Source organism: Streptomyces sp. NBC_01244, assembly GCF_035987325.1.
Classification (GTDB): domain Bacteria; phylum Actinomycetota; class Actinomycetes; order Streptomycetales; family Streptomycetaceae; genus Streptomyces.
In genome coordinates this window covers 4,049,052-4,072,932 of sequence record NZ_CP108488.1, presented here as the reverse complement: position 1 = coordinate 4,072,932, position 23,881 = coordinate 4,049,052, and the positions used below count along the sequence as shown (strand labels likewise).

Genomic DNA, 23,881 nt, shown 5'->3' with positions numbered 1-23,881 from the left:
GCATGAGCCTTGCCGCACCGACGTCACCGAGGTCATGGTCCTGCCCGGACCCCGCCGATCTGCTGCGCCGGCACTGGCCGCTGCTGCCGCTCGCCGCGACCGTACTGGCCCTGCTGGTCCCCGTTCCGGCGGGTGACGCCACCGCCTCGGGGAAGGTCGGTCCGGCCGACGCCGCCTCGCTCCTGCTCGTGTTCGTCTGCGGGATCCAGGCCCTGCGGGGCCGGGTCCGGCCACTGAGTCCGCTGGGGGTGTTCGTCCTCGGTCTGCCCGCCGTCGGGCTCGCCGTCGCGACGGTGACCGCCGGGGACCCGTACGCGGCCCTGCCCGGGTTCGTGCGCTACCTCCAGGTGTTCGTGCTGGTCCCGGCGGCGATCGTGCTGCTGGTGCGCAGCGCCTCGGAGTTCCGGCTGGCCGCGGGGTGCTTCGTGGTGCTGGCACTGGTCCAGGGAGCGGTGGGCGTGGTGCAGTTCGCCACCCACACCGGGGCCTCGTACCAGGGCGAGGACATCCGCGCCGTCGGCACCTTCGGACCCGGGGACGTCATGGGCATGGCCACTGTCGTGGCCTACGGCCTGGTCGTCGCCACGGCCGGCGCGCTCGCGCCGGGGCTGCCGGCCCGGGTCCGGCGGGCCTCGGGTGCGGCGGCCCTGGTCCTGGTGCTCCCGCTGGTGCTGTCCTTCAGCCGGGGCGCGTGGATCGCGACCTTCGCCGCGGCCGGACTGGTGATGGCCCTGGCCGGGATCCGGCGGGCCCTGAAGGTGCTCCTCGCGCTGGCCGCCGCCGGGGTGGTGCTCGTGGGCGGTTTCGGCGTCGGCTCCGCGATGGTCGCGGAGCGGCTGACCTCGATCACACAGGTCTCCGACGCCCCCGACCAGTCGGTCACCGACCGCTACACGATGTGGGCCGCGGCCGGGTCGATGTGGCGCGAGCGGCCGGCGGTGGGAGTGGGGCTGAAGGGCTTCCCGGCCAACCGGGACTCGCACTCCGGGCTGGCGCTGTCCTCCGGCAGCGACACCGCGGGCGCGGGACAGGGGTACATCCGCCAGCCGCTGCTGTCCCCGCACAACATGTACCTGCTGGTCCTGAGCGAGCAGGGGCTGATCGGGCTCATCGCCCTGGCGGGCGGCTGGCTGGCCCTGCTGGTGGCGGGCCTGCGGCGGTGCCTGGCGGGATCCTCCGCGGTGCGGGACTGCGGACTGGTCGCGGTCGGACTGCTCGCGTGGCAGCTCATCGACTTCCTCTACGCGGACATCGGGGGCCCGTCGACCGTCCTGACCGGAGTGATCATCGGCCTGGCGGCCTGGTGGGCGCTTCCCTCCGGGGGCGGGACGGGCGACCTCGCCTCCGCCGAACGTGCCGGTGCCGGTGCCGGTGCCGGTGTCGGTGTCGGAGTTCGAGCCCGTGCCCGTGCCCGCGGGCGGCGGCGCGCCACCGCGCCCGCCCGGGCCGCGGTCCCTGAGGGTGCGGCCGGCCGGTGACGGATACGACGCCCTGGCGGCGGCCCGCAGCCGCGGCGACCGAGGTCGCCGCGGCTGCGGGCCGTCCGCCGCACCCGCCCGTACCCCCCGCGCCCGGCACCGCGCCGTCCATGGGGCCGGACGGGAACGCGAGCCGCGTGGCCGCCTCGGGCGGGCCGCTGTCCGCCGGACGCGGCGCCGCGCACGTGGGCATTCCCGTCCCCGCGGGCGACGCCGGAGCGGGCCGTGTGGTGGCCACCGGCCGCCCCGGCCCGGGACTCGACCGGGGCGCTGCCGCTCCGGGGCCGGGGCCCGCCGGGTCCGGGGCCGTCGGGTCCGGGGCCGTCGGGACCGCCTCGCAGGGCGGGGAGCCGGGCGCCGCGGAGGCGGTCCGCGGGCCCGTACTGGGCGCTGCGGCGGCCGGGTCCGTACGGACCGGGACGGGCCGGGATCCGGATGCCGCGGCCGGGCGGGACCTCGGGGTGCGCGGGACGGCGGGGCGCGGGCGCCGGGGCGGTGGCCCCGAGGCGGCGGCCGACGGGGCCCGTTCGGGGAGCGGCGGCGCACTCGCCAAGGCGGCCGCCGTCACCGCCGGGCTCACCGCCGCCGGGGCGGTGTTCGGGCTGGTCCGCGACCAGACCATCGCGCACCTCTTCGGAGCCGGGCACGACAGCGACGCCTTCCTCATCGCCTGGACCGTCCCCGAGATGGCCTCGACGCTGCTCATCGAGGACGCCATGGCCCTGCTGATGGTGCCCGCCTTCAGCTATGCCCTGGCCCGCCGGGCCGCCAGCAGGGCCGGGCTCACCCGCCAGGAGGCCCGCGCGCAGGATCCCGTACGGCTCCTCGTGGGGGCCACGCTGCCGCGGCTGCTGGTGCTCCTGGCCGCCGTGGCCTCCGTGCTGATCGTCGCCGCGCCGCTCGTCGTGGGCGTGCTCGCGCCGGGGCTGCCCGACCCCGGGCTCGCCGTCGAATGCACCCGGTGGACCGCCCTGACCGTGCTGTCCTTCGGGATCGCCGGCTACTTCAGCGCAGCCCTCAGGGCGCACCGCTCCTTCGTGCCGCCCGCAGCCATCTACGTGTCGTACAACGTCGGCATCATCGGGACCATGGTCGCCCTGCACGCCCTGTGGGGGGTGCGCGCGGCTGCCGCCGGAGTCGCCGTCGGCGGCGTGCTGATGGCCCTGGTCCAACTGCCCGCCTTCATCCGCAACGTGGGCTTCGGCCCGCCCCGCGCCAAGGGCGCCCCGCGCAGCCAGCGCGACCGGGACCGGCCGACGCTGATCGCCTTCGGGGTCATCGCCCCGGTCATCTTCTTCGCCGTGTTCCGGCAGTCCCAGGTGCTCGTCGAGCGGTTCCTCGCCGCCGGGCTGCCGCCCGGAGCCATCTCGCACCTCAACTACGCCCAAAAAGTCGCACAGATGCCGATGGTGCTCTCCCTCATGATCTGCACCGTCACCTTCCCCGTCGTCGCGCAGGCCATGGCCGGCGGGGAGCGGGACAAGGCCCGCAGGCGGGTCGAGCAGGACCTCGCACTCGCCTCGCTCGCCGTCCTCATGGGCACCGCACTCGTCATCGGGTACGCCCCCCAGATCATCCACGTCCTCTTCGAGCGCGGGGCGTTCACCCACGCCGACACCGAGGCCACCGCCTCCGTCATGCGGGTCTACGGCCTCGGCCTGCTCGGCCACTGCCTCGTCGGGGCGCTCTCGCGGCCCTTCTTCTCCACCGCCCGGCCCACCTGGTTCCCCGCCCTCGCCATGGGCGCCGGACTCCTCGTCAACATCGTCGCCGGAGCCTTCGCCGTCGGCTGGTGGGGCACCTACGGGATCGCCGCCGCCAACGCCGCCGGCATCTCCACCACCGCCGCACTGCTGCTCACCGGCCTCGGCTCGCGGATCATCGCCATCCAGGTCCGCCGGGTCGCCGTCAGCATCGGCCGGCTCTCCGTCGCGGCCCTCGCCGCCTGCGCCACCGGCTGGATCGCCGGACCGATGATCCCCGACCCGCTGGTCAGCGCCGCCCTCGGCTGCCTGCTGGTCCCGGCCATGTTCGGAGCCACCGGCATGGCCATACGGGCCCTGGAGGTCACCGCCCTGCCGGGCCAGCTCGCCCAGCTCACCGCTCACCTCACCTCCCAGCTCACCCAGAGGTTCCGCAATGTCCGCTGACACCGAAACGGCGCCCCCCGCCGCGGCGGCCCCCGCCCGCCGCACCGGCTCGCCGTGGGTCCTGATGTACCACTCCGTCGCCGAGTTCACCGATCCCGCCGAGGACCCGTACGGCATCACCGTCACCCCGCACGCGCTGGAGGCCCAGCTGCTGTGGCTGCGCTCCCGGGGGCTGCGCGGGGTGTCCGTCGGCGAGCTGCTGCGGGCCCGCGCCGCCGGGCGGGGCGCCGGGCTGGTCGGGCTGACCTTCGACGACGGCTACACCGACTTCCTGACCCGCGCGCTGCCTCTGCTGCACCGCTACGACTGCACCGCCACCCTCTTCGTCCTGCCCGGGCGGCTCGGCGTGGACAACGTCTGGGACCCGCTGGGCCCCCGCAAGCCCCTCCTCACCGCCGAGGGCATCCGCGAAGTCGCCGCCGCCGGACAGGAGATCGGCTCGCACGGGCTGCTCCACCAGGACCTCACCGCGGCCCCCGACGACGTACTCGCGCAGGAACTGCACGGCAGTCGAGAGCTGATCCGGGAGCTGACCGGGACGCTGCCCGCCGGATTCTGCTACCCCTACGGGCACATCGACGCGCGGGTCGTCGCCGCGACCCGGACCGCCGGGTACGGCTATGCCTGTGCCATCGACCCCGGCCGGCTCGCCGGACCCCACGCGATGCCCCGCACCCACATCAGCCAGGCCGACGGAGGCCCGCGGCTGCGGATCAAGCAGCTGCGCCACCAGGTGCGCGAGCTGCGGCGGGCGGTGCACCTGTGAGCCCCGGGAAGGTGCTGCACGTCATCACGGGACTCGGCGTCGGCGGCGCCGAGCAGCAACTGCGGCTGCTGCTACGGCACATGCCGATGCGCTGCGACGTCCTGACGCTGACCAACCCCGGGCCCGTCGCGGAGGGGCTGCGCGCGGACGGGGTCCGGGTCGTCCACCTCGGGATGCGCGGCAACCGCGACCTGGGGGCGGTGCCCAAACTGGCCAAGTTCATCCGGCGGGGCCGCTACGACCTGGTCCACACGCACCTGTACCGGGCCTGCGTGTACGGGCGCCTCGCGGCCCGGCTCGCGGGCGTGCGGGTGAGCGTGGCGACCGAACACTCCCTGGGCGCCGCCGAGATGGAGGGACGGCCGCTGTCGGGCGGGGTACGCGCCCTGTACCTGGCGAGCGAGCGGCTGGGAGCCGCGACCGTCGCCGTATCGGACACCGTGGCGGCCCGCCTGGAGGCCTGGGGGGTGCCGGCCGGCAGGGTGCACGTGGTGCCGAACGGGATCGAAGCCGTGCGGTTCCGCTTCGACGAGGGCGTACGGCGGACCACCCGGGCCCGGACCGGACTGCCCGAGCGGGCCTTCGTCGTCGGCGGCGTCGGCCGGCTGGTGCCGGGGAAGCGGTTCGACGTCCTGGTGCGGGCGGTCGCGGCGCTGCCCGGCGCGCACCTGCTGCTCGCCGGGGACGGACCGGAGCGGGCCGCGCTGCGCCGGCTCGCCGCCGAGCTGGGGGCGCAGAGCCGGATCCACCTGCTGGGCGAGCGGGATCCGCTGGGCGACAGCACCGACGGGCGGACCCCCGGGATCCCGGCGCTGCTCGCCGCGATGGACGTGTTCGTGTCCCCTTCGCGGGAGGAGGCGTTCGGGCTGGCGGTGATCGAGGCGCTGGCGGCGGGGCTGCCGGTGCTGCACGTCACCTGCCCGGCGATCGACGACCTGCCCGCGGCGCAGGCGCCGGGGGCGCGGCGGATCGGCACCGGCACGGAGGAGCTCGTCGCGGCGCTGCGCGGGCACATGGAGGCCGGCGTCCGGCGGCTGCCGCCGCCGGGGGTGGTGCGGCGCTACGACATCGGCCGCTCGGCGGCGCAGCTGCTGCACGTGTACGACCACGCGATGGCCGGCTCGCCGGCCGGGTCCCGGGGGGCGGTGGCGCTGCCCGGCCCGGGCCGGGGTGCTCGGGGCGCCGCCCCGGTGGGTCCGGACCGTGCGGCGCCGTTTCCGGGGACCAGTCCCCGGACCCCTGCTCCTCAAACGCCGGAGGGGCTGGATGTGGCCCCGGCAGGGCTGGACGTGGCCCCGGCGGGGCTGGATGTGGCCCCGGCTGGGCCGGATTTGACGGCGGCGGGCCGGGAAGTGCCCGCCGGGGGCCGCGCCGGTGACGGCCCGCCAGGGGGCACCGCCGCCGGTGGCGACATCGGCTGATCCGCACCCCAGGGGCCCGCACCGGGTCCCGAAGCAAGCACCCGTCCACCAGGAAAGAGGTACGCACATGGCGGACACCGCCGACCAGAAGAAGTCCACCCACCGGCGCCGGGTGCGGCTGCTGCCGCCGCCCGCGTGGTGGCCGCTGCCCGCCGCCGCGCTGCTGGGGCTCGCCGCCGGCGGGGCGTACGGGGTGCTCAAGGCGCCCGAGTACGCCGCCACCAGTTACGTCGTCGCGGTTCCCGACGACACCACCGAGCCTGCCACCGCCCTCGGCTTCGCCCAGGCCTACGCCCGCATCGCCACCAGCAGTTCGACCCTCGCGTACGCCCAGCCCCGCGCGGGCATCGGCGTGCAGAAGCTGCGGACCCAGGTCCGCGCCGAGACCTCCCCCGAGTCCCCGATGATCGCCATCACCGGGACCGCGAAGAGCGCCGGCGAGGCCGCCGACATCGCCAATGCCGTGGCCGACGCCCTGTCGCTGAGCAGCAACCAGGCCGCCAAGAACACCGGCGTGCAGCTGCTCCTCTTCAACCAGGCCGTCGCGCCCAGCGACCCCGCCTCCGCGTCCCCGGCCCTCAGCGGTGCGGTCGGCCTGTGCGCCGGCGGGCTGCTGGGCGGGCTGTGGCTGCTGGCCCGGCCCGCCGCCCGGCGGCGGGACGAGGGGCCCGTCGCGGAAGCCGCGGTGGAGACCGTCGAGGAATACGCCTCGCTGCCCGCGCAGGGTGAGCCGGCCGCGGCCAAGGAGAAGGAGTCGGTGCGATGACCTCCGGCTCCGCCGGGGCCCTGTCGGTGACGCTGTGCCGCGATCCCCGGCAGTTCGCCGCGCTGGAGGAGCCGTGGAACCGGCTCGCCCGCGCCTGTCCCACCGCCACTCCCTTCCAGAGCCACGCCTGGCTGCACTCCTGGTGGCTGTCCTACGGCAAGGACGGCCGGCTCCGCGTCGTCCTGGTGCGGCGCGGGGAGGAACTGGTCGGCGCGGCCGCGCTGATGCTCGTACACCGGCCGCTGCCGCTGCTCGTGCCGCTCGGCGGGGGCATCACCGACTACTTCGACGTGCTCGTGGCCGCGGAGCACGCCGACCAGGTCGTCCCGGCCCTGGCCAACGGCCTGCACCGGGCCGCCCGGGGCGCGGTCGTGGACCTGCGCGAGGTGCGGCCCGGGGCCGCCGCCGAGGCCGTGTTCGCGGCCTGGCCCGGGATCGGCAGCAAGCTGACCGACTCCACCTGCATGGAGCTGCCGGCCATGCCCTTCGACGAGCTGGTCAAGCGGATGCCGTCCTCCGGCGCCCAGCGGGTCCGGGCCAAGCTCCGCAAGACCGACGCGGCGGGGATCGAGGAGCACGAGGTCACCGAGCAGGAAGTGCCGCGAGCGGTACGGACCTTGCTTCGGCTGCACGAGAAGCAGTGGCGCGGCCGCGGGGTGACCCCCGAACACCTCAAGCCCCGCTTCGCCGAACACCTGACCCGGGCCACGCGGCGGATGGTGCGCGCGGGGGAGGGGCGACTGGCCGAGTTCCGGCTCGACGGGAAGGTGGTGGCCGCCAACCTCACCCTGCTCTCGGGCGCGCTCAGCGGCGGCTACCTCTACGGCGCCGATCCCGACCTGCGGGACCGGAAGGTGGACGTGGCCACGCTGCTGCTGCGCTACGAGACCACCCGCGCGCTCGCCGAAGGCCGCCCGGTGGTGAGCTTCCTGCGCGGCAACGAGCCGTACAAGAACCACTGGCGGCCGCGGACGGTGGTCAATCAGCGCTTCCTGCTGGCCACGGCCGCGCTCGCGCCCCTGCTGCGACTGCACGAGTCGCAGGTGACGGGGCGCGAGCGGGCGGTGGACGCACTGCGGGAGGCGCTGCCCGCCGCGAGGGACTGGCGGGCGCGGCTCAACGAACTGCGGGTCCGATGACCCGAACGCCCCGCCTAGAAGGGCCAGAAGCCGGTCTCCTTGCCCCAGTCGACCTTGACGCAGACCGACTGCTTGCCGACCAGCTTGGAGAGCCACTCGCCGAAGTTGATCGGCACGCACCACTCCGTGCTGTTGACGGGCGACACGGGCGGTACGGACGGTACGGGCGGCGTCGTCGGCTTGGGCGGCTGGGACGGCTCGGGCTTCGGTACGAGCGGCGAGGGCGCCGGGGACGGCACCTCGGGGTCCGGCTTGGGCACGACCGGGCTGGCGCTCGGGCTCGGGACCTCCGGGACGACCGGGCTGACCTCGGGGGACGGGACCAGCGGGCTGGGCGCGACCGGGCTCGGGACCAGCGGGCTGGGTTCGGCCGGGCTGGGTTCGACCGGGATCTCCGGGCTGGGGACCACGGGCGGGGGCGTCGGGACGGCCGGGCTCGGGACCTGCGGGCTGGGCTCGGCCGGGCTGGGCTCGGCGGGGCTCGGGACCAGCGGGCTGGGCTCGACGGGGCTCGGGCTCGGGACCTCCGGGCTGGGGAGCACGACCGGCGGGGTGACGACCGGCGGGGTGACGACCGGCGGGGTGACGACCGGGGTCGGGATCTCCGGCGTGGGGACCTGCGGGGTCGGGACGACCGGCGTGGGCACCACGGGGGTCGGGACGACCGGGGTCGGGATGACCGGGGTCGGGATGACCGGGGTCGGGATCACCGGGTCGGGCCGCTGCGGGGTCAGCGCCTCGCGGAAGACCTTCGTCGAGGCCGGGTTCTGCTTGCACTGCCAGACGCCGTGCGGGCAGTAGTCGGTGATGGTGTGGTAGAGCGGCTTCTGCTTCTGGATCCACTGCAGCATGCGCCGCATGTACTCCGGGTTGTCCCCGTTGCGGAACAGCCCCCACTCCGGGTACGAGATCTCTTTGCCGTGTGCCCGTGCGAAGTCGACGTGCTGCTGGAGCCCGTAGGGCTGGCTGATCTGTTCGTCGAAGTTCCGGCCGGGACCCTGGTCGTACGAGTCCATCCCGATGATGTCGACCACGTCGTCGCCGGGGTAGCACTTGGTCCAGCCGATCGCGTCCGTGCCGCGGTTCGGGGTGAAATCGAACTTGAACTTCTGACCGGGCACGGAGCGCATCGTGTTGACGACGCGCTTCCAGTACGCCTTCCAGTTCTCCGGGTCGGGCCCGCAGCGGTGGGTGTACGTGGTGCCGTTCATCTCCCAGCCGAGCACGATCACCGTGTCCGGGACGCCGAGCGCCACCAGCCGTTCGGCGAGCTTCTTGAAGTGCCGGTCGTACTGGCCGTCCGCGCCCGCCCGGATCAGCTGGGCCACCTGGTAGTCGGGGACCCGGGCCTCGTTGCGCTCCTGCATGGGCACGTTGAGGACGAACATCCGGTCGTCCCGCTGGAGCCGCCACTGCGCCCAGTCGTCGAGGAAGCTGACGCCGCCCTCGATGCCGGCCCACTGGTCACCGGGCAGATAGGTGTGCCCGACCCGGATCTCCTTGCCGCCCAGCCAGTTCGACAGGAACGGGATGCGGGCCACCCCGGGCGGCCCGTAGTCGAGGTAGGCGCCCATGGCGATGTCCGCCGTACTGGTGTCCCCGCTCTGCTCTTCCGGGGCCGCGAGAGCGGCCCCGGTGGCGAGCAGTCCGGCCGTCACCGTTCCGATGCAGGTGCTCGCCAGTCGGCGGCGTGGTCTGGGCATGGCGTCTCCCGAGCTTTCCTGAATCGGTGTGCTTACCAAAGACGTTAGGCATCACATCTGACGAATGGCCTGTCCGGTGACCCCTGCCTAGGCCATTCGCACGTGCGCACCCTCCCCGCTTGGTCCGACTAGGTGAAAGACACCGTTCCCATGCACGCGCATCCCAGCCAAGTGCCCGCAGTTCTGCTCAGACTCGATCGGAATCCGTTCCACCACGGAACCCTCGGCGCCGTCAGATCCCTTGGGCGCACGGGTGTGGAGGTCCATGCCGTCGTCGAGGCCGGGGGAGGTCCCATGGGGCGTTCGCGCTACCTGCGTGCCGTGCATCCCGGGCCCTCGGGCGGCGTCGACCCCGAGGCGCCCGAAGCGCTGCTGGAGTGCCTGACCGGGGTCTCCGAGCGGATCGGCCGCCCGGCGGTGCTCATCGCGATGGACGACCTGAGCGCGATCGCGGTGTCCCGGGTCGGGCCGATGCTGAGCGACCGTTTCCGGATTCCCCATCAGCCCGATGACCTGCCCGCGCGGGTGGCGGACAAGGCCGAGCTGTCGCGTCTCTGCGTCCGGTGGGACGTACCCCACCCGGAGACCGTGATCCCGGCGAGCGGGGCCGAGGCGGCGGAGGCCGCGTGGCGGCTGGGGCTCCCGGTGATCGCCAAGTGGAGCCGGCCGTGGCTGCTGCCCCAGGGCGCGGGCCTGCGCAGCACCACCCTGCTCCACGCGGCCGCCGAGGCGCGCCGGCTGTACGAGCGCGCGGAGGAGGCGGGGAGCCGGCTGCTGCTCCAGCGGTTCCTGCCGGCGGGGCCGGACACAGACTGGTTCTTCCACGGCGCGTTCGCCCGGGGCGGGCGTCCGCTGATCACCGGGTCGGGGCGCAAGGAACTGTCCTGGCCGGTGCGTACGGGGCTGACGGCGGTCGGGCGGTGGCTGCCGGACCCGGCGGTGGAGGAGGCGGGGCTGCGGCTCGCCGAGCGGCTCGGCTACCAGGGGATCCTGGACCTGGACTTCCGCCGGGACGAGCGGGGCGTCTTCCGCCTGGTGGACTTCAACCCGCGGCCGGGGGCGCAGTTCCGGCTCTTCACCGACACGGGCGGCCTGGACGTGGTCCAGGCGATGTACCTGGATCTGACGGGCCAACGGGTCCCGGAGCCGTCCGGCGGACCCGGCCGGGTCTTCGTGGCGGAGAACTACGCCCTGCTCGCGGCGGTGCGCGGCCGCTCGCTCCCGCGCCGCCCCCCGGCCCCGCCCGCCGGGGCGGGCGCCGAGCCGGGGCGGTCCGTACGGACGGCTGCGGCAACGCCCGTGGGCCGGGGCCGGGGACCGGGCCGGGAGCGGGGGCAGGTGGAGGCGGCGTGGTTCGCGGCCGACGACCCGATGCCGTTCCTCGCGATGCTCGCCGCCTTCCTGGGGCGGGGTGCGGTCAAGGCCGTGCGGGTGCTGCGCGGTGTCCCCGCGCAGGGCCGCCGCACGGCCCGGGCGGTGGTCCGAGCGCCGCGCCAGCGGGGCCGGGAGCTGCCCCCGCCGGCCGCGGCCGGAGCCTCGGGCGCGCCCGCCCCCCGGTCCGCTCCGCCGGAGGCCCCGGCGGAGCCCGACGAGCTGGTGACGCGGTGACGGCCTGACGCGGTGACGCCGTACGGGCTTACGGGCGTAGGGGCTTACGGGCTCACGGGCGTAGGGGGCGTAGGGGCGTAAGGCGGCCCGGGGCGCAGGTGGCAGGGGATGAACCATGAGGCTGGAAGGATTGCGGTGACACGGATGGACGACCTCGTGGTGGTCGGAGCGGGGCCCTACGGGCTGTCGATCGCCGCCCACGCGGCCGGTGCGGGGCTCGGGGTGCGGGTCCTCGGGCGGCCCATGGCCTCCTGGCGGGACCACATGCCCGAGGGCATGTACCTCAAATCGGAGCCGTGGTCATCCAACCTCTCGGCGCCCGGCGGGCGTTACACACTGACCGAGTACTGCGCGGGCCGCGGGATCGCCGCCGAACACGGAACTCCGCTGCCCATCGGGACGTTCAGCGCGTACGGGCTCTGGTTCGCCCGGCACGCAGCACCCCCGGTGGAGGAGGCGACCGTCACCGAAGTCACCCCGCAGGGCGGGGGTTTCCTGATCCGCACCGCCGAGGGGCCGCCGCTGCTCGCCCGGACCGTCGCGCTGGCCGTGGGCGTGATGCCGTTCGTCCGGTACCCCGAGGCGCTACGGGAACTGCCCGCGGCCCACTACTCGCACAGCAGCGGCCACCGCGACCTGACCCGCTTCGCCGGCCGCGAGGTCGCCGTGCTCGGTGCCGGGCAGGCGGCCCTGGAGACCGCGGCCCTGCTCGCGGAGAACGGGGCCCGCCCGTGCCTGGTGGCCCGGCGGTCCCGGCTGAACTGGAACACCGTCCCGCAGCCGCTGCGGCGGCCCCCGCTGCGCTCCCTGCGCGATCCGCACAGCGGCCTCGGCACCGGCTGGCGCAGCTGGGCCTGGGCGGAGCTGCCCTGGGCGGTGCGCCGGCTGCCCGCGCCCACCCGGGAGCGGATCGCGGCGACCGCGCTGGGCCCGGCCGGGGCCTGGTGGCTGCGGGACCGCTTCGAGCACCGGGTCCCGGTCCTGCTCGGGCACCGGTTGCAGCGGGCGGTCCCGACGGGCGGGCGGACCCGGCTCGGGCTGTCCACCGCCTCCGGGGAGTCCGTCGTCCTGGACACCTCGCACGTGATCGCGGCGACCGGCTTCACCCCGGACCTGGCCCGGCTGGAGCTGCTCGACGCGGGGCTGCGGGCCGCGCTGGCCACCGTGGGGCGGAGCGGGACGCCGGAGCTGAGCCCCGGCTTCGAGTCCTCGTGGCCGGGGCTGTTCTTCGCGGGGCTGCTGACCGCTCCCTCATTCGGCCCTTCCATGCGATTCGTGCACGGTGCCGGCTTCACGGCGGGGAGACTGGTGTCAGGAGTCCGCAAGCGTCTGGGGGCCCGGAGCCCGCTGACGGGATCCACCGGCGCGCCCCGGACCGACCGGGCCACGGCCGCCGGGCACAGAGCGTGAGAGCCAGTCACACGACGTGAGAGGGGTCCGCGATGAGCGATGAGCGCGCACAGGGCCGGGGCTGGGCGAGGATCCCGGCCAGCCGTGCGGAGCAGCCCGGCACGACGCGGGCGGCGCCCCCGCCGCCGTACGGGCAGCCCCCGTACGCGCAGGACCCGTACCCGCACGCACACGGCCGGCACGCCCAGGCCCCGCACGCGCAGACTCCGCACACGCAGGCCCCGCACGAGCAGACTCCGTACGCGCAGGCCCAGCACGCGCAGGCCCCGTACGACCCCTCGATGATCTACCTCTCCCTCGTCAAGCGCTGGCAGGAGGCCGGACGCACCCTTCCGGGGCATCCTGACGAGGAGTGGGAGCGGCTCATTTCCCAGCCGTGCTGGCCCGGCCGTTAGGTGGTGTGAGTCTCGTGGCAGCGGCGGAGCGACGCGACAAGAGACCGGAGGGCCCCGCAAGCGCGGGGAGTGCCGGGAGCGCCCGGCACCCCCTCATCGGCCCCGGCGAGCGGCTCGCGCTCAACGGCATGGGCAGCTTCGAGTGGGACCTCGGCGCCGGAACCATGGCCATGGACGAGGCCGGGATGGCGGTCTTCGACCTGGGGCCGGAGGATTTCGACGGCACCCCCGACAGCCTGGGGCTGCGGATCCCGATCGACGACTCCGCGCGGCTCCGGGAAACCGTCCAGGGCGCCCTGGACGGTGGGGAGGAGGCGTACGGCCAGTACTTCACGGTGCAGCGGCGCGACGGCCGCGACCAGTGGACGCACACCCAGGGCCGGGTCCTGCGGGACGCGGAGGGGCGCCCGGTGCGCATCGTCGGCATCGTCCGGGACGCGACGGCCGAGCTCGCCCACCTCACGGTGCTGCGCAAGCTGGAGTCGGCGCGCGCCCAGCAGGCGACCATCGTGCAGCGGACCACCGAGGCCCTGTCGCGGGCCGTGACGGTCGACGACGTGACGGCCACGCTGACGGGCGCGGGCGCGCTGGAGCGGCTCGGGGTCGACGGGATGGCGCTGGGGCTGGTCGAGGGCGGCCACATCAAGATCATCGCGCTGAGCGGGGAGTCCCTGGAGATCCTCAGCGAGCGCAAGTTCACCCGCCTGGACGGCAGGCTGCCGCTGTCGCAGGCGGTGCTCAGCAGGAAGGCGCGGTTCGTCACCTCCCTGACGGAGCTGGCGGGAGAGTTCCCGCTGCTCGCCGACTACCTGGGCCGCATCCAGTACGACGCGGCCGCCTACCTCCCGCTCATCGCGCAGGCCGAGGCCATCGGCGGACTGGTGCTCTTCTACCGGCGCCGCACCGACTTCAGCCCTGAGGAGCGCAACCTCTGCCTGGGCCTGGCGGGCATCGTCGCCCAGTCGCTCCAGCGGGCGCTCCTCTTCGACCAGGAGCGCGAGTTCGCCACCATGCTGCAGGCCGCCATGCTGCCGCGGCGGATCCCCGAGATCACCGGCGGGGAGATCGCCGTGCGCTACCACTCGGCCTGGAGCGGACGCGAGGTCGGCGGTGACTGGTACGACGTGATCGCGCTGCCCCGCGACCGCGTCGGCATCGTCGTGGGCGACGTACAGGGCCACGACACGCACGCCGCCGCCATCATGGGCCAGCTCCGCATCGCCCTGCGGGCCTACGCGGGCGAGGGGCATCCGCCCTCCACGGTGCTGGCGCGCGCCTCCCGCTTCCTGGCCGAGCTGGACACCGAACGGTTCGCGACCTGTATGTACGCGCAGGTGGACCTGGAGACCGGAGGCGTACGGGCGGTCCGCGCGGGCCACCTCGGACCGCTGATCCGGCACACGGACGGGCGAACGGGCTGGCCCAACGTGCGCGGCGGCCTGCCGCTCGGGCTGGCCACGGTCTTCGAGCAGGAGGAGTTCCCCGAGACCCGGCTCGACCTGGTCCCCGGCGAGACCCTCGTCCTGTGCACCGACGGCCTCGTGGAAGAGCCCGGCACCGCCATCACCCAGGGCATGGACGCCCTCGCCCACGCGGTCCGCAGCGGCCCCCAGGAAGCCGGGGCGCTCGCCGACCACCTCTCGGACCGGCTGTGGGAGCGCTGGGGCTCCGGCGACGACGTGGCCCTGCTGGTGCTGCGCCGGGCCCCGGACCCGGGCACCCACCGGGCACCGCGCATCCACCAGTACGTGCACCAGGCGGACCCGGAGGGGCTCTCCGAAGCCCGCTACGCCCTGCGCCAGGCACTGCGCGACTGGGGCATGCCGGAACTCGCCGACGACGTGGAACTGGCGGCGGGAGAGCTGCTCGTCAACGCCCTGCTGCACACCGACGGCGGAGCGGTGCTGACCATGGAGGTGCTGCCGGAGCCCGTCCGGCGGATCCGGCTGTGGGTCAAGGACCGCTCCAGCGTGTGGCCGCGCCGGCGCACCCCGGGGGAGTCGGCGACCACGGGGCGCGGGCTGCTGCTGGTGGACGCGCTGGCCACGCACTGGGGAGTGGAGTCCCGGGGCGACGGCAAGGCGGTGTGGTGCGAGTTCTCCGCGGCGGGCAGCGCGGCGCGGAGCGCGCCGTGAGGTGCTCCGTGAGGTGCTCCGGGAGGAGTACTCCGCGAGGGGGCGGACCGTGACCGGTCGCTCACGTCGAGTTGTGGGGCGGTGGGGGCGGGGTGATGATGCCGCCATGGAACGGTTTCTGTGGAACCTGCCGTGCGCCGGCTGAGCAAGCGCGCGGTGACGGGAGTCCTGGCGCTGCTGCTGTGCGCGGCCGGGGCGGCGACGGCGGTGGACTGGTCGACCGGGCGTCCGGACACGGACCCGGGGTGTCAGACGGTGGCCTTCATGTCGATGACGGGCGAGGCGCCCGCGTGCCGTTGACGGCCATGGTCGCTGACGCTCCGGTCCGGCCGACTCCTTGAGGCTGTTGACCAGCTCGGATAGGGCGGCCCTCGGGGGGAAGTTCACGAACGGGTGTACGTGGTGAGCGCAATGCCGACCCGTTCGGAAGTTCTGATATTCAGCCATGGAGGAGCCGTACTACGCTGATTGGTGTGCAGCTGCGATACAGCTTTCGCCTGTACCCGAACGGTCCTCAGCGCTCGGCGCTGGCAAGGGCGTTCGGGTGCTCACGGGTGGTCTACAACGATGCGTTTCGCGCACGTGAGACCGCCCGCGCCGAGGGTGCGCCGTTCCCGAAGACCGGGGACCTTTCCACGCTGCTGATCACCGAGGCGAAGAAGACCGGCGAACGCTCCTGGCTCGGCGAGGTATCCGCCGTCGTGCTCCAGCAGTCCCTTCGAGACCTCGACGCCGCGTACCGGAACTTCTTTGACGGCCTCAAGGGCAAGCGCCCGCGGATGGGTGGACCCCGGTTGAAGTCCCGCAAGGACAACCGGCAGGCCGTACGGTTCACCGCCAACGCCCGTTGGAAGATCACGGCCGGCGGTGGCCTGTCGTTGCCGAAGATCGGCGAGGTCCGGGTCAAGTGGTCCCGCGCCCTCCCGTGCGTGCCGTCCACGGTGGCCGTGATCAAGGATGCGTCCGGAAGGTACTTCGCCTCGTTCGTGGTCTATACGGGGGAGGATGAAACGCTGCCTGGGGTGGCTGGTCAGGTCGGCATCGACCTGGGGCTCACGCACTTTGCGATCCTCTCGGACGGCACGAAGATCGACAGCCCACGTTTCCTGCGCCGGGCGGAGAAGAAACTGAAACGGGAACAGCGGCGACTGTCCCGCAAGGCCAAGGGCAGCAACAACCGGACCAAGGCCCGCATCAAGGTCACCCGCGCTCACGCCCGGGTTGCCGACGCTCGGCGCGAGTTCCACCACCAGCTTTCAACGAAGATCATCCGCGAGAACCAAGCGGTTGCCGTTGAGGACCTGGCAGTCAAAGGACTCGCCCGAACGCGCATGGCCAAGTCCGTCCACGATGCCGGATGGTCGGCGTTCCTCGCCATGCTGGAGTACAAGGCCGCCCGGTACGGGCGCACCTTCCACAGAATCGGCCGGTTCGAACCGACCTCTCAGGTGTGCTCGCAGTGCGGCGTCAAGGACGGCCCCAAGCCACTGCACATCCGCGACTGGGAGTGCTTGGCGTGCGGGGCCGTCCTTGACCGGGACATCAACGCGGCGGTCAACGTCGCCAAGGCTGCCGGACTGGCAGTGTCAGCCTGTCGAGCGCGGGTAAGACCGGGACCTGTCCCGGCACAGCGCGGAGAAGCAGGAACCCGCCGAGACGGTCAGCTGACCGTGGTAGGAATCCCCTCTCTTTAGGGGGGAGCGGAAGTCAACGGTGGTCGGTCACCCGGACCGGGCGGGAGTCCTGCGCGACCGTGTCGATCGACCGGGGCAGCAGCCCGCCGCCGAAGTGGATCTCCTGCAGCTCCGCCCTGGCCAGAGCCTCGCCGGCGTGCACGGTCGGGGTGAGCCGGAGCGTGCCGTGCGCCGACCAGTCGTGCACCGCGCCGTCGCACTGGGCGTCGCCGCCGCCGATGCTGAGGCGGACGTCCTCCTGCTCGATGGTCGCCTTGATCTGAACCGCTCCCGAGGGTGACGGGGCGGTGCAGCGGTACTCACCGAAAAGGTGGATCGTGCCGTCGGGAGCGATGTGGGCTTCCGAAGATACGTAAATGTCATTGCCGTACGGCGCGGCATTCGCCGGGGCGGTGAATACCGCCGTGGCGCCCAGTGCGGCGAGTGCCGCCAAGGCCATGCGGGGGCCGGTCGTGGCCATCGGTTCCTCCTGTTGGACGAGGGGTTCAAGGGATCGCGGAATTCCGCCGGAACGCATTGTGCTGGCATATGGAGGTCAATGCGTTCCGCGGGATCGTGTCGGTGTGTGCAATTGCCCGCTCGGGCGCGTGAGACTGACCGGAATACGTCCCCGAAGATCCCCGAAGGGATCCCGCATGCGCCAGTCCGTTCTTGCCACGGCCGCCCTCCTCCCGCTCCTGCTGATCGGTGCCACGGCCTGCTCCCGCGCCCCCGAAGGGGCCGCCCTCGCCCCGGCCGCGGTGCCCGCCGTGCCCGTGGACGACGGTGCGCCGGGCGTCGGGGACGACCCCTCGGCGGAGCGGGACGGGGTGGCGCGGGCCGCCTCCAAGGACGCCCATGTGGGTGACTCCGTACGGGTCAGGGGCAAAGAGGTGGGCCGTCACCTCCAGGTGGTGCTGGCCGCCTACGTCGATCCGGCGGTCAGCGTCGAGAAGAACTTCGCCCCGGCGGCGGGCAAGCGCTGGGTCGCCGCCTCGATGTCCTTCGTCAACGTCGGCGGGGCCTCGTACGGGGCTCTCGGGCGCATGTGGGCGCTCGACGGCGCGGGGCAGCGCCACCCGGTGGTGCCCACCGGGGAGCTCACGACCGGCAAACCGCTCGTCTTCGATTCGCTCGCGGTGGGTGAGCGGGCCGAAGGATGGGTGGTGTTCGAAATTCCGGAAAACACGCGCATCGTGCGGCTCCAGTACCAGGACGCGAACATGCTGGCGAATTCCGGAGGTGGTTTCTGGGCGGTCTAGCCCGCCCGGGTGAAACGGCGTCAAAGGGCCGGGCCGTCGACCACTAAGGTGCGGCGCATGACTTCTACCCAGGCCGAACTCGACCGCTCCAAGCTCGGCACCCTTTCGGTGCTCGCGTGGATCGGCGACCCCGACGAGGCCCACGACATTCCCTATCTCCTCGCCTACATCCTCGGGGACGGCCCCGACGGTCCCGAGGCGAGCGAGGCGGCCGCCCGCGGGCTGCTGGAGGAGATCGGCCTGCCCATCGGCGACGTGGTGATGGACGGCGTCCGCAACCCGGCTTCCTTCCCGGTGCAGATCCTCCTGGAGGGCAACCAGATCGCGCTGACCCTGCCGGGCATGAACGCGAAGTGCATCGCCCCGCCGGAGTGGGTCAAGGCGGCGGCCGACAGCGGGCAGGCGTACTTCCTCTTCGCCACCCGCGCCTGGCCCGAGGCGGTTCCCGGCCGGCCGGTCGACGCCGAGACGCTGCAGGCGTTCGCGGGTGACACCGAGGTGCTCAACCACAGCGCCCACGCCGTCCTCGCGGTCCGGCGCCTGCAGCGCTAGGGCCTGTCGCGGGACCGCCTCGCGCGCGCGCCGGCCCCCCGCTCCGGCCGCCGGGCTCCCAGCCTGCCCGGTGGCCGGTCCGTCTTGTCCGGGCCGAGGACTACGGCTGTTCGAAGGCGAAGCGCAGCGAGCGGACCCGGTTGTCGAAGCTCGACCCGGCCAGGTCGGGCAGGCCGACCGCGCGCAGGCCGACCGGGCGGGTCAGCAGCTCGCGGAAGAGCGCCTTCATCTCCACCCGCGCCAGGTGCGCGCCCAGGCAGAAGTGCGGTCCGCCGCCGCCGAACCCCAGGTGGGGGTTGGGGGAGCGGGTGATGTCGAAGGCGTCCGGATCGGGGAAGACGGCCTCGTCGCGGTTGGCGGAGGCGTAGTACAGCACCACCTTGTCGCCGGGGGCGAACGCGTGCCCGCCCAGGGTGTGTTCGGCGACGACCGTCCGGCGGAACTGGATGATCGGCGTGGAGTGGCGGATCATCTCGTCCACCGCGCCGTCCGCGTGGGCCTCGAAGTCCGCGAGCAGCAGGTCGCGTTGGTCGGGGTGGTCGGTCAGCAGGGTCAGGCCGTGGGTGATGGCATTGCGGGTGGTCTCCACCCCGGCCACCATCAACAGGGAGAAGAAGGCTCCGAGTTGACGGGCACCGAGGGCCTCGCCGTCCACGTTCGCGCAGACCAGGGCCGAGATCAGGTCGTCGGTCGGGTTCTCGCGCCGCTCCCGCCCGATCCCCGCCACCATCCGCTGCATCCGGGCCAGGGCCCGCAGTCCGCGCCCCGGCATCCGCAGCCGGGCCGCCAGGCCCCGCTCGACGCCGATGTTCTCGGAGGCGTGGTTGACGCGGTCGGCGATCTCGGCGCGGTAGCGCTCCGGGATGCCCATCATGTTGCAGATGACCTCCAGGGGCAGCTTCGAGGCCACCGCCTCGACGAACTCGTCCGGCCGCCGGTCCAGCACGTCGTCCACGATGCGCGCCGCCACCGCGTGGATGTCCTCCTCGGCGGCCGCCAGCAGCCGGGGGGTGAAGGCCCGCTGCACGATCTTGCGCAGCTGCGCGTGCTCGGCGCCGTCCAGGTTGACCATCGAGTCCCCGAACAGCGCCCGCACCCACCGGGCCGGCTCGGGCGTCGTCACCCCGGGCGCGCTGGCGAACACCTTGGGCAGCCGGCTCGCCTCCTGCACGTCCGCGTGCCGTACGAGGGCCCAGTGCCCGCTCCCTTCGGGGACGAACACGGGGGAGTCCAGGGCCCGCAGGCGGGCGAAGGCGGCCAGCCGGTGGGCGGGGGGCGCCTGCCAGAAGGCCGGGTCGGCCAGTTCCGTGGAGTCAGCAGCCCTGCCGGCGGCTGGGCCGGGGCGTTGTGCGGGGAGTGTCATGGGCTGAAAACGGTGCCGGGGGCGCGGGGGTGACGGGTCCGGTGCGGCGCCGTTGCCGGGGGCGCCGCCCCCGGACCCCCGCGCCTCAAACGCCGGCGGGGCTGAAGGTGGCCTCAAACGCCGGCGGGCTGAAAGGTCGCCTCAAGCGCCGGCGGGGCTGGATGGGGCGGGGCCGGTGCGATTGGCCAGGGTCAGGCCGAGTGCGACCGTCGCCGCCGCGGCCAGGCCCGCGTAGAGGACGGCGTACGTGCCCGTCCACGAGCAGGCCAGTACCACGAGGGCGGAGAGCGGCAGGGTCAGCTGCTGGGCGAGGCCCCGCTTGAAGTGGCGGGAGTGCAGCAGCCAGACCATCAGCAGGAAGAGCGCGGCCGGGACGGTGACGGCCGCGTTCGCGGAGAGTTGCGAGACGTGCGCCTTGCCGACCGCGTGCTCGACCGCGACCTCGATGCCCGCGCCGATCGCCGCGCCCGAGGCGAAGATCAACAGGTGTCCGTACCCCCACGGGATCGCCTCCCGGTTGGATTCCAAGTGCTCGTGCATCGGCACCGCGAAGTAGATCCACCAGGCGGCGAAGACGATGAGCAGCCCGCCCGCCGCGATCGGGAGCAGCTCGCCCAGGGCCTCGTGCTCGTCGAGCGCCGACTTCACGGCCACCGTGCTCGCCGCGATCGTCTCGCCGAGCACGATGATCGTGAACAGGCCGTAGCGCTCCACGATGTGGTGGGCGTGCCACGGCGTCTGGTGGCCGCGCTCGGCCACCACCGGAACCAGCAGCTCCGCGGCGACCAGGATCAGGAACAGCCAGCGCTTGGAGCCGTCCGGGGCGAACAGCAGCGCCACCCACCCGGCCTGGCAGAGGACCAGCCCCGCCGCGTACTTCAGGGCCGCGGCGCGCGCCTCGCCGCTCTCGCCGGAGGCGGCGCGCAGCCACTGGGCGGTGAGCGCGACGCGCATGATCAGGTAGCCGATGACGGGCACCGTCCAGTCGTCCTGGTCGAACGCCCGGCTCACGCCCGCCGCGTAGACGAGCACGCCGCTGATCTGGACGAGCGTCGCGAGCCGGTACGGCACGTCGTCGCAGTCGTAGGCGGAGGCGAACCACGTGAAGTTCATCCACGCCCACCCGTGAACCAACAGGACAACATGTTACCCGTACGGGGCTCTGACGTGCGAGTACTTCGCAAGAAGAAGCCCCGCCCATGCCCCACGGGGGGAGACACGGACGGGGCCGGCACGCACTGGCAACTAGCCCAGGGGCACGATTGTGTCCCCTTCGATCTTGCCTGCCTTCACTTGCTGACCACAGTCCCAGCAGGACAAGACCACGTGCACTTCTTCGCTGGGCATGTAGACCACCCACGCGTCTACGTCGCGGCTGACCTTGCAGACCCGGCAACGCGTGTTCCTGTACCGGTTCGCGATCAACTCATTTCGCGAAACCTCAGCGGCAGTGCGCTCCTTGTGAGTGCCAGGGGCGGGCGTGAAAGGCTTCGTCTCCGTGCGGTAGACGTCTTTCATCATCTCGTTATGCCAGTCGGGCCGAGTGACATCGACGCCGTACACGAAGTGCCCGTGTTCACGCTCGCTCATGGCTACTCACTTCTACTCGTTCGGCGGCGGGGTCGGCGGGTCGTCCTGCGGCTGGGGAACGATCGGCTCGAAGGTGGTGCCGTCGTCCTCAGTCGGCACCTCCCGCAGGATGCTGCCGGGTACGTACGCCTTCATCGTGCAGTCCTTCCGTAGATCCGTTGGGCACCTGACCGGTATTGATCAGATGCCGTCTGCCCACCCCCGCAAGGGGCGGAGTCTGCTAGGCCACCGGGGGCGGCGGCTTGTGCTGGTCCTCATCGGGGTCGGCGTGCATAAGGGCACCTCCTTCCTGTAGAGGGTGTGCGTAGACGCTCCGGGGGGTGTCCACCCGGCTCTACGGCTCCCTTTCGGGAGGTCTAGCCCCGCCCCTGCCCGGTGGGGTTGGCAGGCAGGAACGGGAGTCTCAGGCGGTACGCGTGTCCGTCTTGCAGCCACAGCCGGCGAACTCGCACGAGCGGCTACAGGGGGCCGTCTCGCGCGCTTCCGGCGGCTTCGTGGCTTCGGTGGCGCGCTGACTGTTGTACGTCCGCCATGCGCGCGCTCTGCGCTCCGCCGGCGTCATGGCCTCAGGGCTCCATATCACTGGACGTCCCTCCCCGCGTGAGGGTGATTGCGCAGCTCGTTGTTACAGGACACGACCGTTCGCCAGTCGCAGGCTTCGAGCGCATCGGCGCGTTCCTCTACCAGCGCCGTGCACACCTTGCAGCGCGCGGCCGGTTCGGGGAAGTCGCTTATGCCGCCGACCGTAGGCGGGTTGGGGTCGGGTTCCGACGTCGCCAACCAACCGATGTCCGTATGGATCTCCACGCCCATGCCGTACCCACCGCCTTTCGGTCGTCCGTGCAATTGCATGACTCACGATGGCCCTGTGCACCTAGTCTGACTACGGGTCACCTAGTGGAGTTGAAGGGACTAGGACGCATATGCCAGGGAAGCAAGAAGCCGATCCGTTCCACAGCCCCGCCCATTGGATCGGGTACGTGGTACAGCAGTCACGTACGAGCAAGACGCGTAGGGCGGTCGGAAGCGCGCTTTCACAGACCGCGTTAGCTGCGGAGACGAACACCAACCAAACCCGGATCAGCGAGCTTGAACGTGGCCTTGTCCCGCCGGACGTCCCGCTTGCACGTGAGCTTGAACGGGCTCTTGACCTACCGCCGGACTCACTTGTTGCTGTGGTTCGGCAGATGCGTGACACGAAGGTCAGGGACTACGCACAGCCGTACATGAAGCGCTTGTTCGTCGCGGAAGCGATCTACCACGTGGGCATTGCGGCCGTGCCGGGAACGCTCCAAACCGAGCGGTACACAGCCGCGCTGATGGCTTCCGGCATGGTCGGCGCGCATCCTGAGGACGTACAAGCCTTGGCACATGAACGGTGGGAGCGGGCACAGGAAATACTGACCCGCCCCGACCCGCCGCACCTGACAACGATCCTGTACGAGGGGGTATTGCATGCTGAGCTTGGGGACCGGTCCGCCGTTGCGGATCAGCTTGAGTACCTGCTCAAGGTGGCAGAGCTACCCAACATCAGCGTGCGCATTCTGCCCTTCTCCGCGCCCGTCATCGCTGGCTTGTTGACCCTGCTCACCTTTGACCAGGGGGCCGGCCGGGCCGCCTATACCGAGGGGCATGCATGCGGGGCCCACACTGAAGAACCGGCCGACGTGGCGGAGTCTCAGCGGGTCTATGATCGGCTGTCAGAAGAGGCGGAACGGCCGTCCCGTTCGCTGGACATGATCCGTACAGCACTGGAGCGCATGACATGAATGCCCACGACATCCCGGGTTGGTTCAAGTCCTCATACAGCGGTGGCGTCAATGACTCGTGTGTCGAGATCAACCCCACTGCCGCCCCCGCCGTTCTCGTTCGGGACAGCAAGGTTACGAACGGCCCGGTCCTCAGGGTCTCAGTCGGCGCGTGGTCTGACCTTGTCGGACTGGTCCGCGCGGACGTCTGACGCTGCCCGAATCTCGACCTGAGCCCCGCCACTTCACCCCCTTCGAAGTGGCGGGGCTTCCTCGTGTGCCCATCCACGCGCGGTTACTGACAGAAGGAGTCCTTGACCGCCTTCACGATCTTCGCTCCCTGGGCGTCGCTGAGCTGTCCGGCCGTACCGCCGGAGAAACGAGCGTTGGCGTTGGTCGCCATGGCGGCTTCGTCCTTACCGGCCTTCACCTCCTGGCAGACGTTTTGGGCACGGCGCACCGCACGCTCTTCGTCGGCTGCAAGCTCAGGCTTGATGCCCTTCAGCGCGGTCATGAGCGCCTTCGTCTGGGCAGCGTCGGGCGACGGAACGGCGGCAGGCTTGGCCGGCACAGAGCTGGGCGCAGCAACAGGGGCTTCAGCCTTCGGCTTGTCGTCGGCTCCGCTGCCACAAGCGGTCAGTGCGAAGACGGCAGTGATCACGACGGCAGGCAGGGTGAAGCGGCGCATGTGTCCCCCTTGTGGGTGTGGTGTGCAGGCGTCG

At 72.7% G+C, this 23,881-nt stretch carries 23 protein-coding genes and 2 pseudogenes; 17 read left to right on the top strand and 8 right to left on the bottom strand.

Going from position 1 to position 23,881, the window contains the following annotated elements:
* Positions 1–2: 2 nt before the first annotated feature.
* From OG247_RS18050 to OG247_RS18025, 6 genes and pseudogenes are all read left to right on the top strand, one after another.
* Positions 3–1,478 carry an O-antigen ligase family protein gene (locus tag OG247_RS18050; protein ID WP_327253211.1) on the top strand — a complete coding sequence of 492 codons (1,476 nt, stop codon included), beginning with the start codon at positions 3–5 and terminating at the stop codon, positions 1,476–1,478.
* Between the two features lie 110 nt (positions 1,479–1,588).
* Entirely contained in the window at positions 1,589–3,628 is a 2,040-nt protein-coding gene (murJ, locus tag OG247_RS18045) for a murein biosynthesis integral membrane protein MurJ (RefSeq protein ID WP_442813631.1), read from the top strand.
* Entirely contained in the window at positions 3,618–4,394 is a 777-nt protein-coding gene (locus OG247_RS18040; RefSeq protein ID WP_327253209.1) for a polysaccharide deacetylase family protein, read from the top strand. Before murJ ends, OG247_RS18040 begins: the two co-directional genes overlap by 11 nt.
* Positions 4,391–5,533: pseudogene (locus OG247_RS18035) on the top strand (glycosyltransferase); the annotation flags it as partial. The gene OG247_RS18040 and the pseudogene OG247_RS18035, both read left to right, overlap by 4 nt.
* A gap of 349 nt (positions 5,534–5,882) precedes the next feature.
* Entirely contained in the window at positions 5,883–6,581 is a 699-nt protein-coding gene (locus OG247_RS18030; RefSeq protein WP_327253208.1) for a lipopolysaccharide biosynthesis protein, read from the top strand.
* The gene (locus tag OG247_RS18025) at positions 6,578–7,720 is read left to right on the top strand and encodes a GNAT family N-acetyltransferase (protein ID WP_327253207.1); all 1,143 of its coding nucleotides are present in this window, start codon (positions 6,578–6,580) and stop codon (positions 7,718–7,720) included. The genes OG247_RS18030 and OG247_RS18025 overlap by 4 nt, the downstream gene beginning before the upstream one ends.
* A 14-nt stretch (positions 7,721–7,734) precedes the next feature.
* Here OG247_RS18025 and OG247_RS44830 read toward each other — a convergent pair whose 3' ends face one another.
* The gene (locus OG247_RS44830; protein ID WP_442813326.1) at positions 7,735–9,423 is read right to left on the bottom strand and encodes a glycosyl hydrolase; all 1,689 of its coding nucleotides are present in this window, start codon (positions 9,421–9,423) and stop codon (positions 7,735–7,737) included.
* A gap of 294 nt (positions 9,424–9,717) precedes the next feature.
* Here OG247_RS44830 and OG247_RS18015 point away from each other — a divergent pair, with 294 nt between their 5' ends.
* From OG247_RS18015 to OG247_RS17990, 6 genes are all read left to right on the top strand, one after another.
* The gene (locus OG247_RS18015) at positions 9,718–11,031 is read left to right on the top strand and encodes a carboxylate--amine ligase (protein ID WP_442813325.1); all 1,314 of its coding nucleotides are present in this window, start codon (positions 9,718–9,720) and stop codon (positions 11,029–11,031) included.
* Between the two features lie 144 nt (positions 11,032–11,175).
* Complete coding sequence (locus OG247_RS18010; RefSeq protein WP_327257524.1) at positions 11,176–12,441, top strand: NAD(P)-binding domain-containing protein; 1,266 nt, start codon at positions 11,176–11,178, stop codon at positions 12,439–12,441.
* Between the two features lie 32 nt (positions 12,442–12,473).
* Positions 12,474–12,836, top strand: a complete 363-nt coding sequence (locus OG247_RS18005) for a hypothetical protein (RefSeq protein ID WP_327253205.1) — start codon at positions 12,474–12,476, stop codon at positions 12,834–12,836.
* 14 nt (positions 12,837–12,850) lie between these two features.
* Positions 12,851–14,971 (top strand): SpoIIE family protein phosphatase, encoded by a 2,121-nt coding sequence (locus tag OG247_RS18000; RefSeq protein WP_442813630.1) that lies wholly within the window; start codon positions 12,851–12,853, stop codon positions 14,969–14,971.
* A 120-nt stretch (positions 14,972–15,091) separates the two neighbouring features.
* On the top strand, positions 15,092–15,271 hold the full coding sequence (locus OG247_RS17995; protein WP_243335422.1) for a hypothetical protein: 180 nt from the start codon (positions 15,092–15,094) through the stop codon (positions 15,269–15,271).
* A gap of 173 nt (positions 15,272–15,444) precedes the next feature.
* Positions 15,445–16,665 (top strand): RNA-guided endonuclease InsQ/TnpB family protein, encoded by a 1,221-nt coding sequence (locus OG247_RS17990; protein ID WP_327253204.1) that lies wholly within the window; start codon positions 15,445–15,447, stop codon positions 16,663–16,665.
* 13 nt (positions 16,666–16,678) lie between these two features.
* On the opposite strand, the gene OG247_RS17985 is transcribed toward OG247_RS17990, so the two are convergent.
* Positions 16,679–17,125, bottom strand: a complete 447-nt coding sequence (locus OG247_RS17985; RefSeq protein WP_327253203.1) for a DUF6299 family protein — start codon at positions 17,123–17,125, stop codon at positions 16,679–16,681.
* 175 nt (positions 17,126–17,300) lie between these two features.
* On the opposite strand from OG247_RS17985, the gene OG247_RS17980 reads away from it, so the two are divergent.
* Both OG247_RS17980 and OG247_RS17975 read left to right on the top strand, forming a co-directional pair.
* Positions 17,301–17,906, top strand: coding sequence for a DUF4352 domain-containing protein (locus tag OG247_RS17980; protein WP_327253202.1), 606 nt, complete (start codon positions 17,301–17,303; stop codon positions 17,904–17,906).
* A 57-nt stretch (positions 17,907–17,963) separates the two neighbouring features.
* Complete coding sequence (locus OG247_RS17975) at positions 17,964–18,458, top strand: DUF5949 family protein (protein WP_266907972.1); 495 nt, start codon at positions 17,964–17,966, stop codon at positions 18,456–18,458.
* Positions 18,459–18,558: 100 nt separating this feature from the next.
* Here the strand turns inward: OG247_RS17975 and OG247_RS17970 are convergent, their stop codons facing one another.
* From OG247_RS17970 to OG247_RS17950, 5 genes are all read right to left on the bottom strand, one after another.
* Complete coding sequence (locus tag OG247_RS17970; RefSeq protein ID WP_327253201.1) at positions 18,559–19,821, bottom strand: cytochrome P450; 1,263 nt, start codon at positions 19,819–19,821, stop codon at positions 18,559–18,561.
* A gap of 141 nt (positions 19,822–19,962) precedes the next feature.
* Entirely contained in the window at positions 19,963–20,958 is a 996-nt protein-coding gene (locus OG247_RS17965) for a low temperature requirement protein A (RefSeq protein ID WP_327257522.1), read from the bottom strand.
* A 108-nt stretch (positions 20,959–21,066) separates the two neighbouring features.
* Positions 21,067–21,411 (bottom strand): hypothetical protein, encoded by a 345-nt coding sequence (locus OG247_RS17960; RefSeq protein ID WP_327253200.1) that lies wholly within the window; start codon positions 21,409–21,411, stop codon positions 21,067–21,069.
* Positions 21,412–21,423: 12 nt separating this feature from the next.
* The gene (locus OG247_RS17955) at positions 21,424–21,546 is read right to left on the bottom strand and encodes a hypothetical protein (protein ID WP_327253199.1); all 123 of its coding nucleotides are present in this window, start codon (positions 21,544–21,546) and stop codon (positions 21,424–21,426) included.
* A 444-nt stretch (positions 21,547–21,990) separates the two neighbouring features.
* Positions 21,991–22,224, bottom strand: a complete 234-nt coding sequence (locus OG247_RS17950) for a hypothetical protein (RefSeq protein ID WP_327253198.1) — start codon at positions 22,222–22,224, stop codon at positions 21,991–21,993.
* Between the two features lie 110 nt (positions 22,225–22,334).
* On the opposite strand from OG247_RS17950, the pseudogene OG247_RS44825 reads away from it, so the two are divergent.
* From OG247_RS44825 to OG247_RS17940, 3 genes and pseudogenes are all read left to right on the top strand, one after another.
* Positions 22,335–22,565: pseudogene (locus tag OG247_RS44825) on the top strand (helix-turn-helix domain-containing protein); the annotation flags it as partial.
* Positions 22,566–22,598: 33 nt separating this feature from the next.
* A complete protein-coding gene (locus tag OG247_RS17945) occupies positions 22,599–23,180 on the top strand; it encodes a DUF5753 domain-containing protein (protein ID WP_327253197.1) in 582 nt (193 codons plus the stop codon).
* The gene (locus tag OG247_RS17940) at positions 23,177–23,371 is read left to right on the top strand and encodes a DUF397 domain-containing protein (RefSeq protein WP_327253196.1); all 195 of its coding nucleotides are present in this window, start codon (positions 23,177–23,179) and stop codon (positions 23,369–23,371) included. The genes OG247_RS17945 and OG247_RS17940 overlap by 4 nt, the downstream gene beginning before the upstream one ends.
* 83 nt (positions 23,372–23,454) lie before the next feature.
* Here OG247_RS17940 and OG247_RS17935 read toward each other — a convergent pair whose 3' ends face one another.
* Complete coding sequence (locus tag OG247_RS17935) at positions 23,455–23,847, bottom strand: DUF732 domain-containing protein (protein ID WP_327253195.1); 393 nt, start codon at positions 23,845–23,847, stop codon at positions 23,455–23,457.
* Positions 23,848–23,881: the final 34 nt, after the last annotated feature.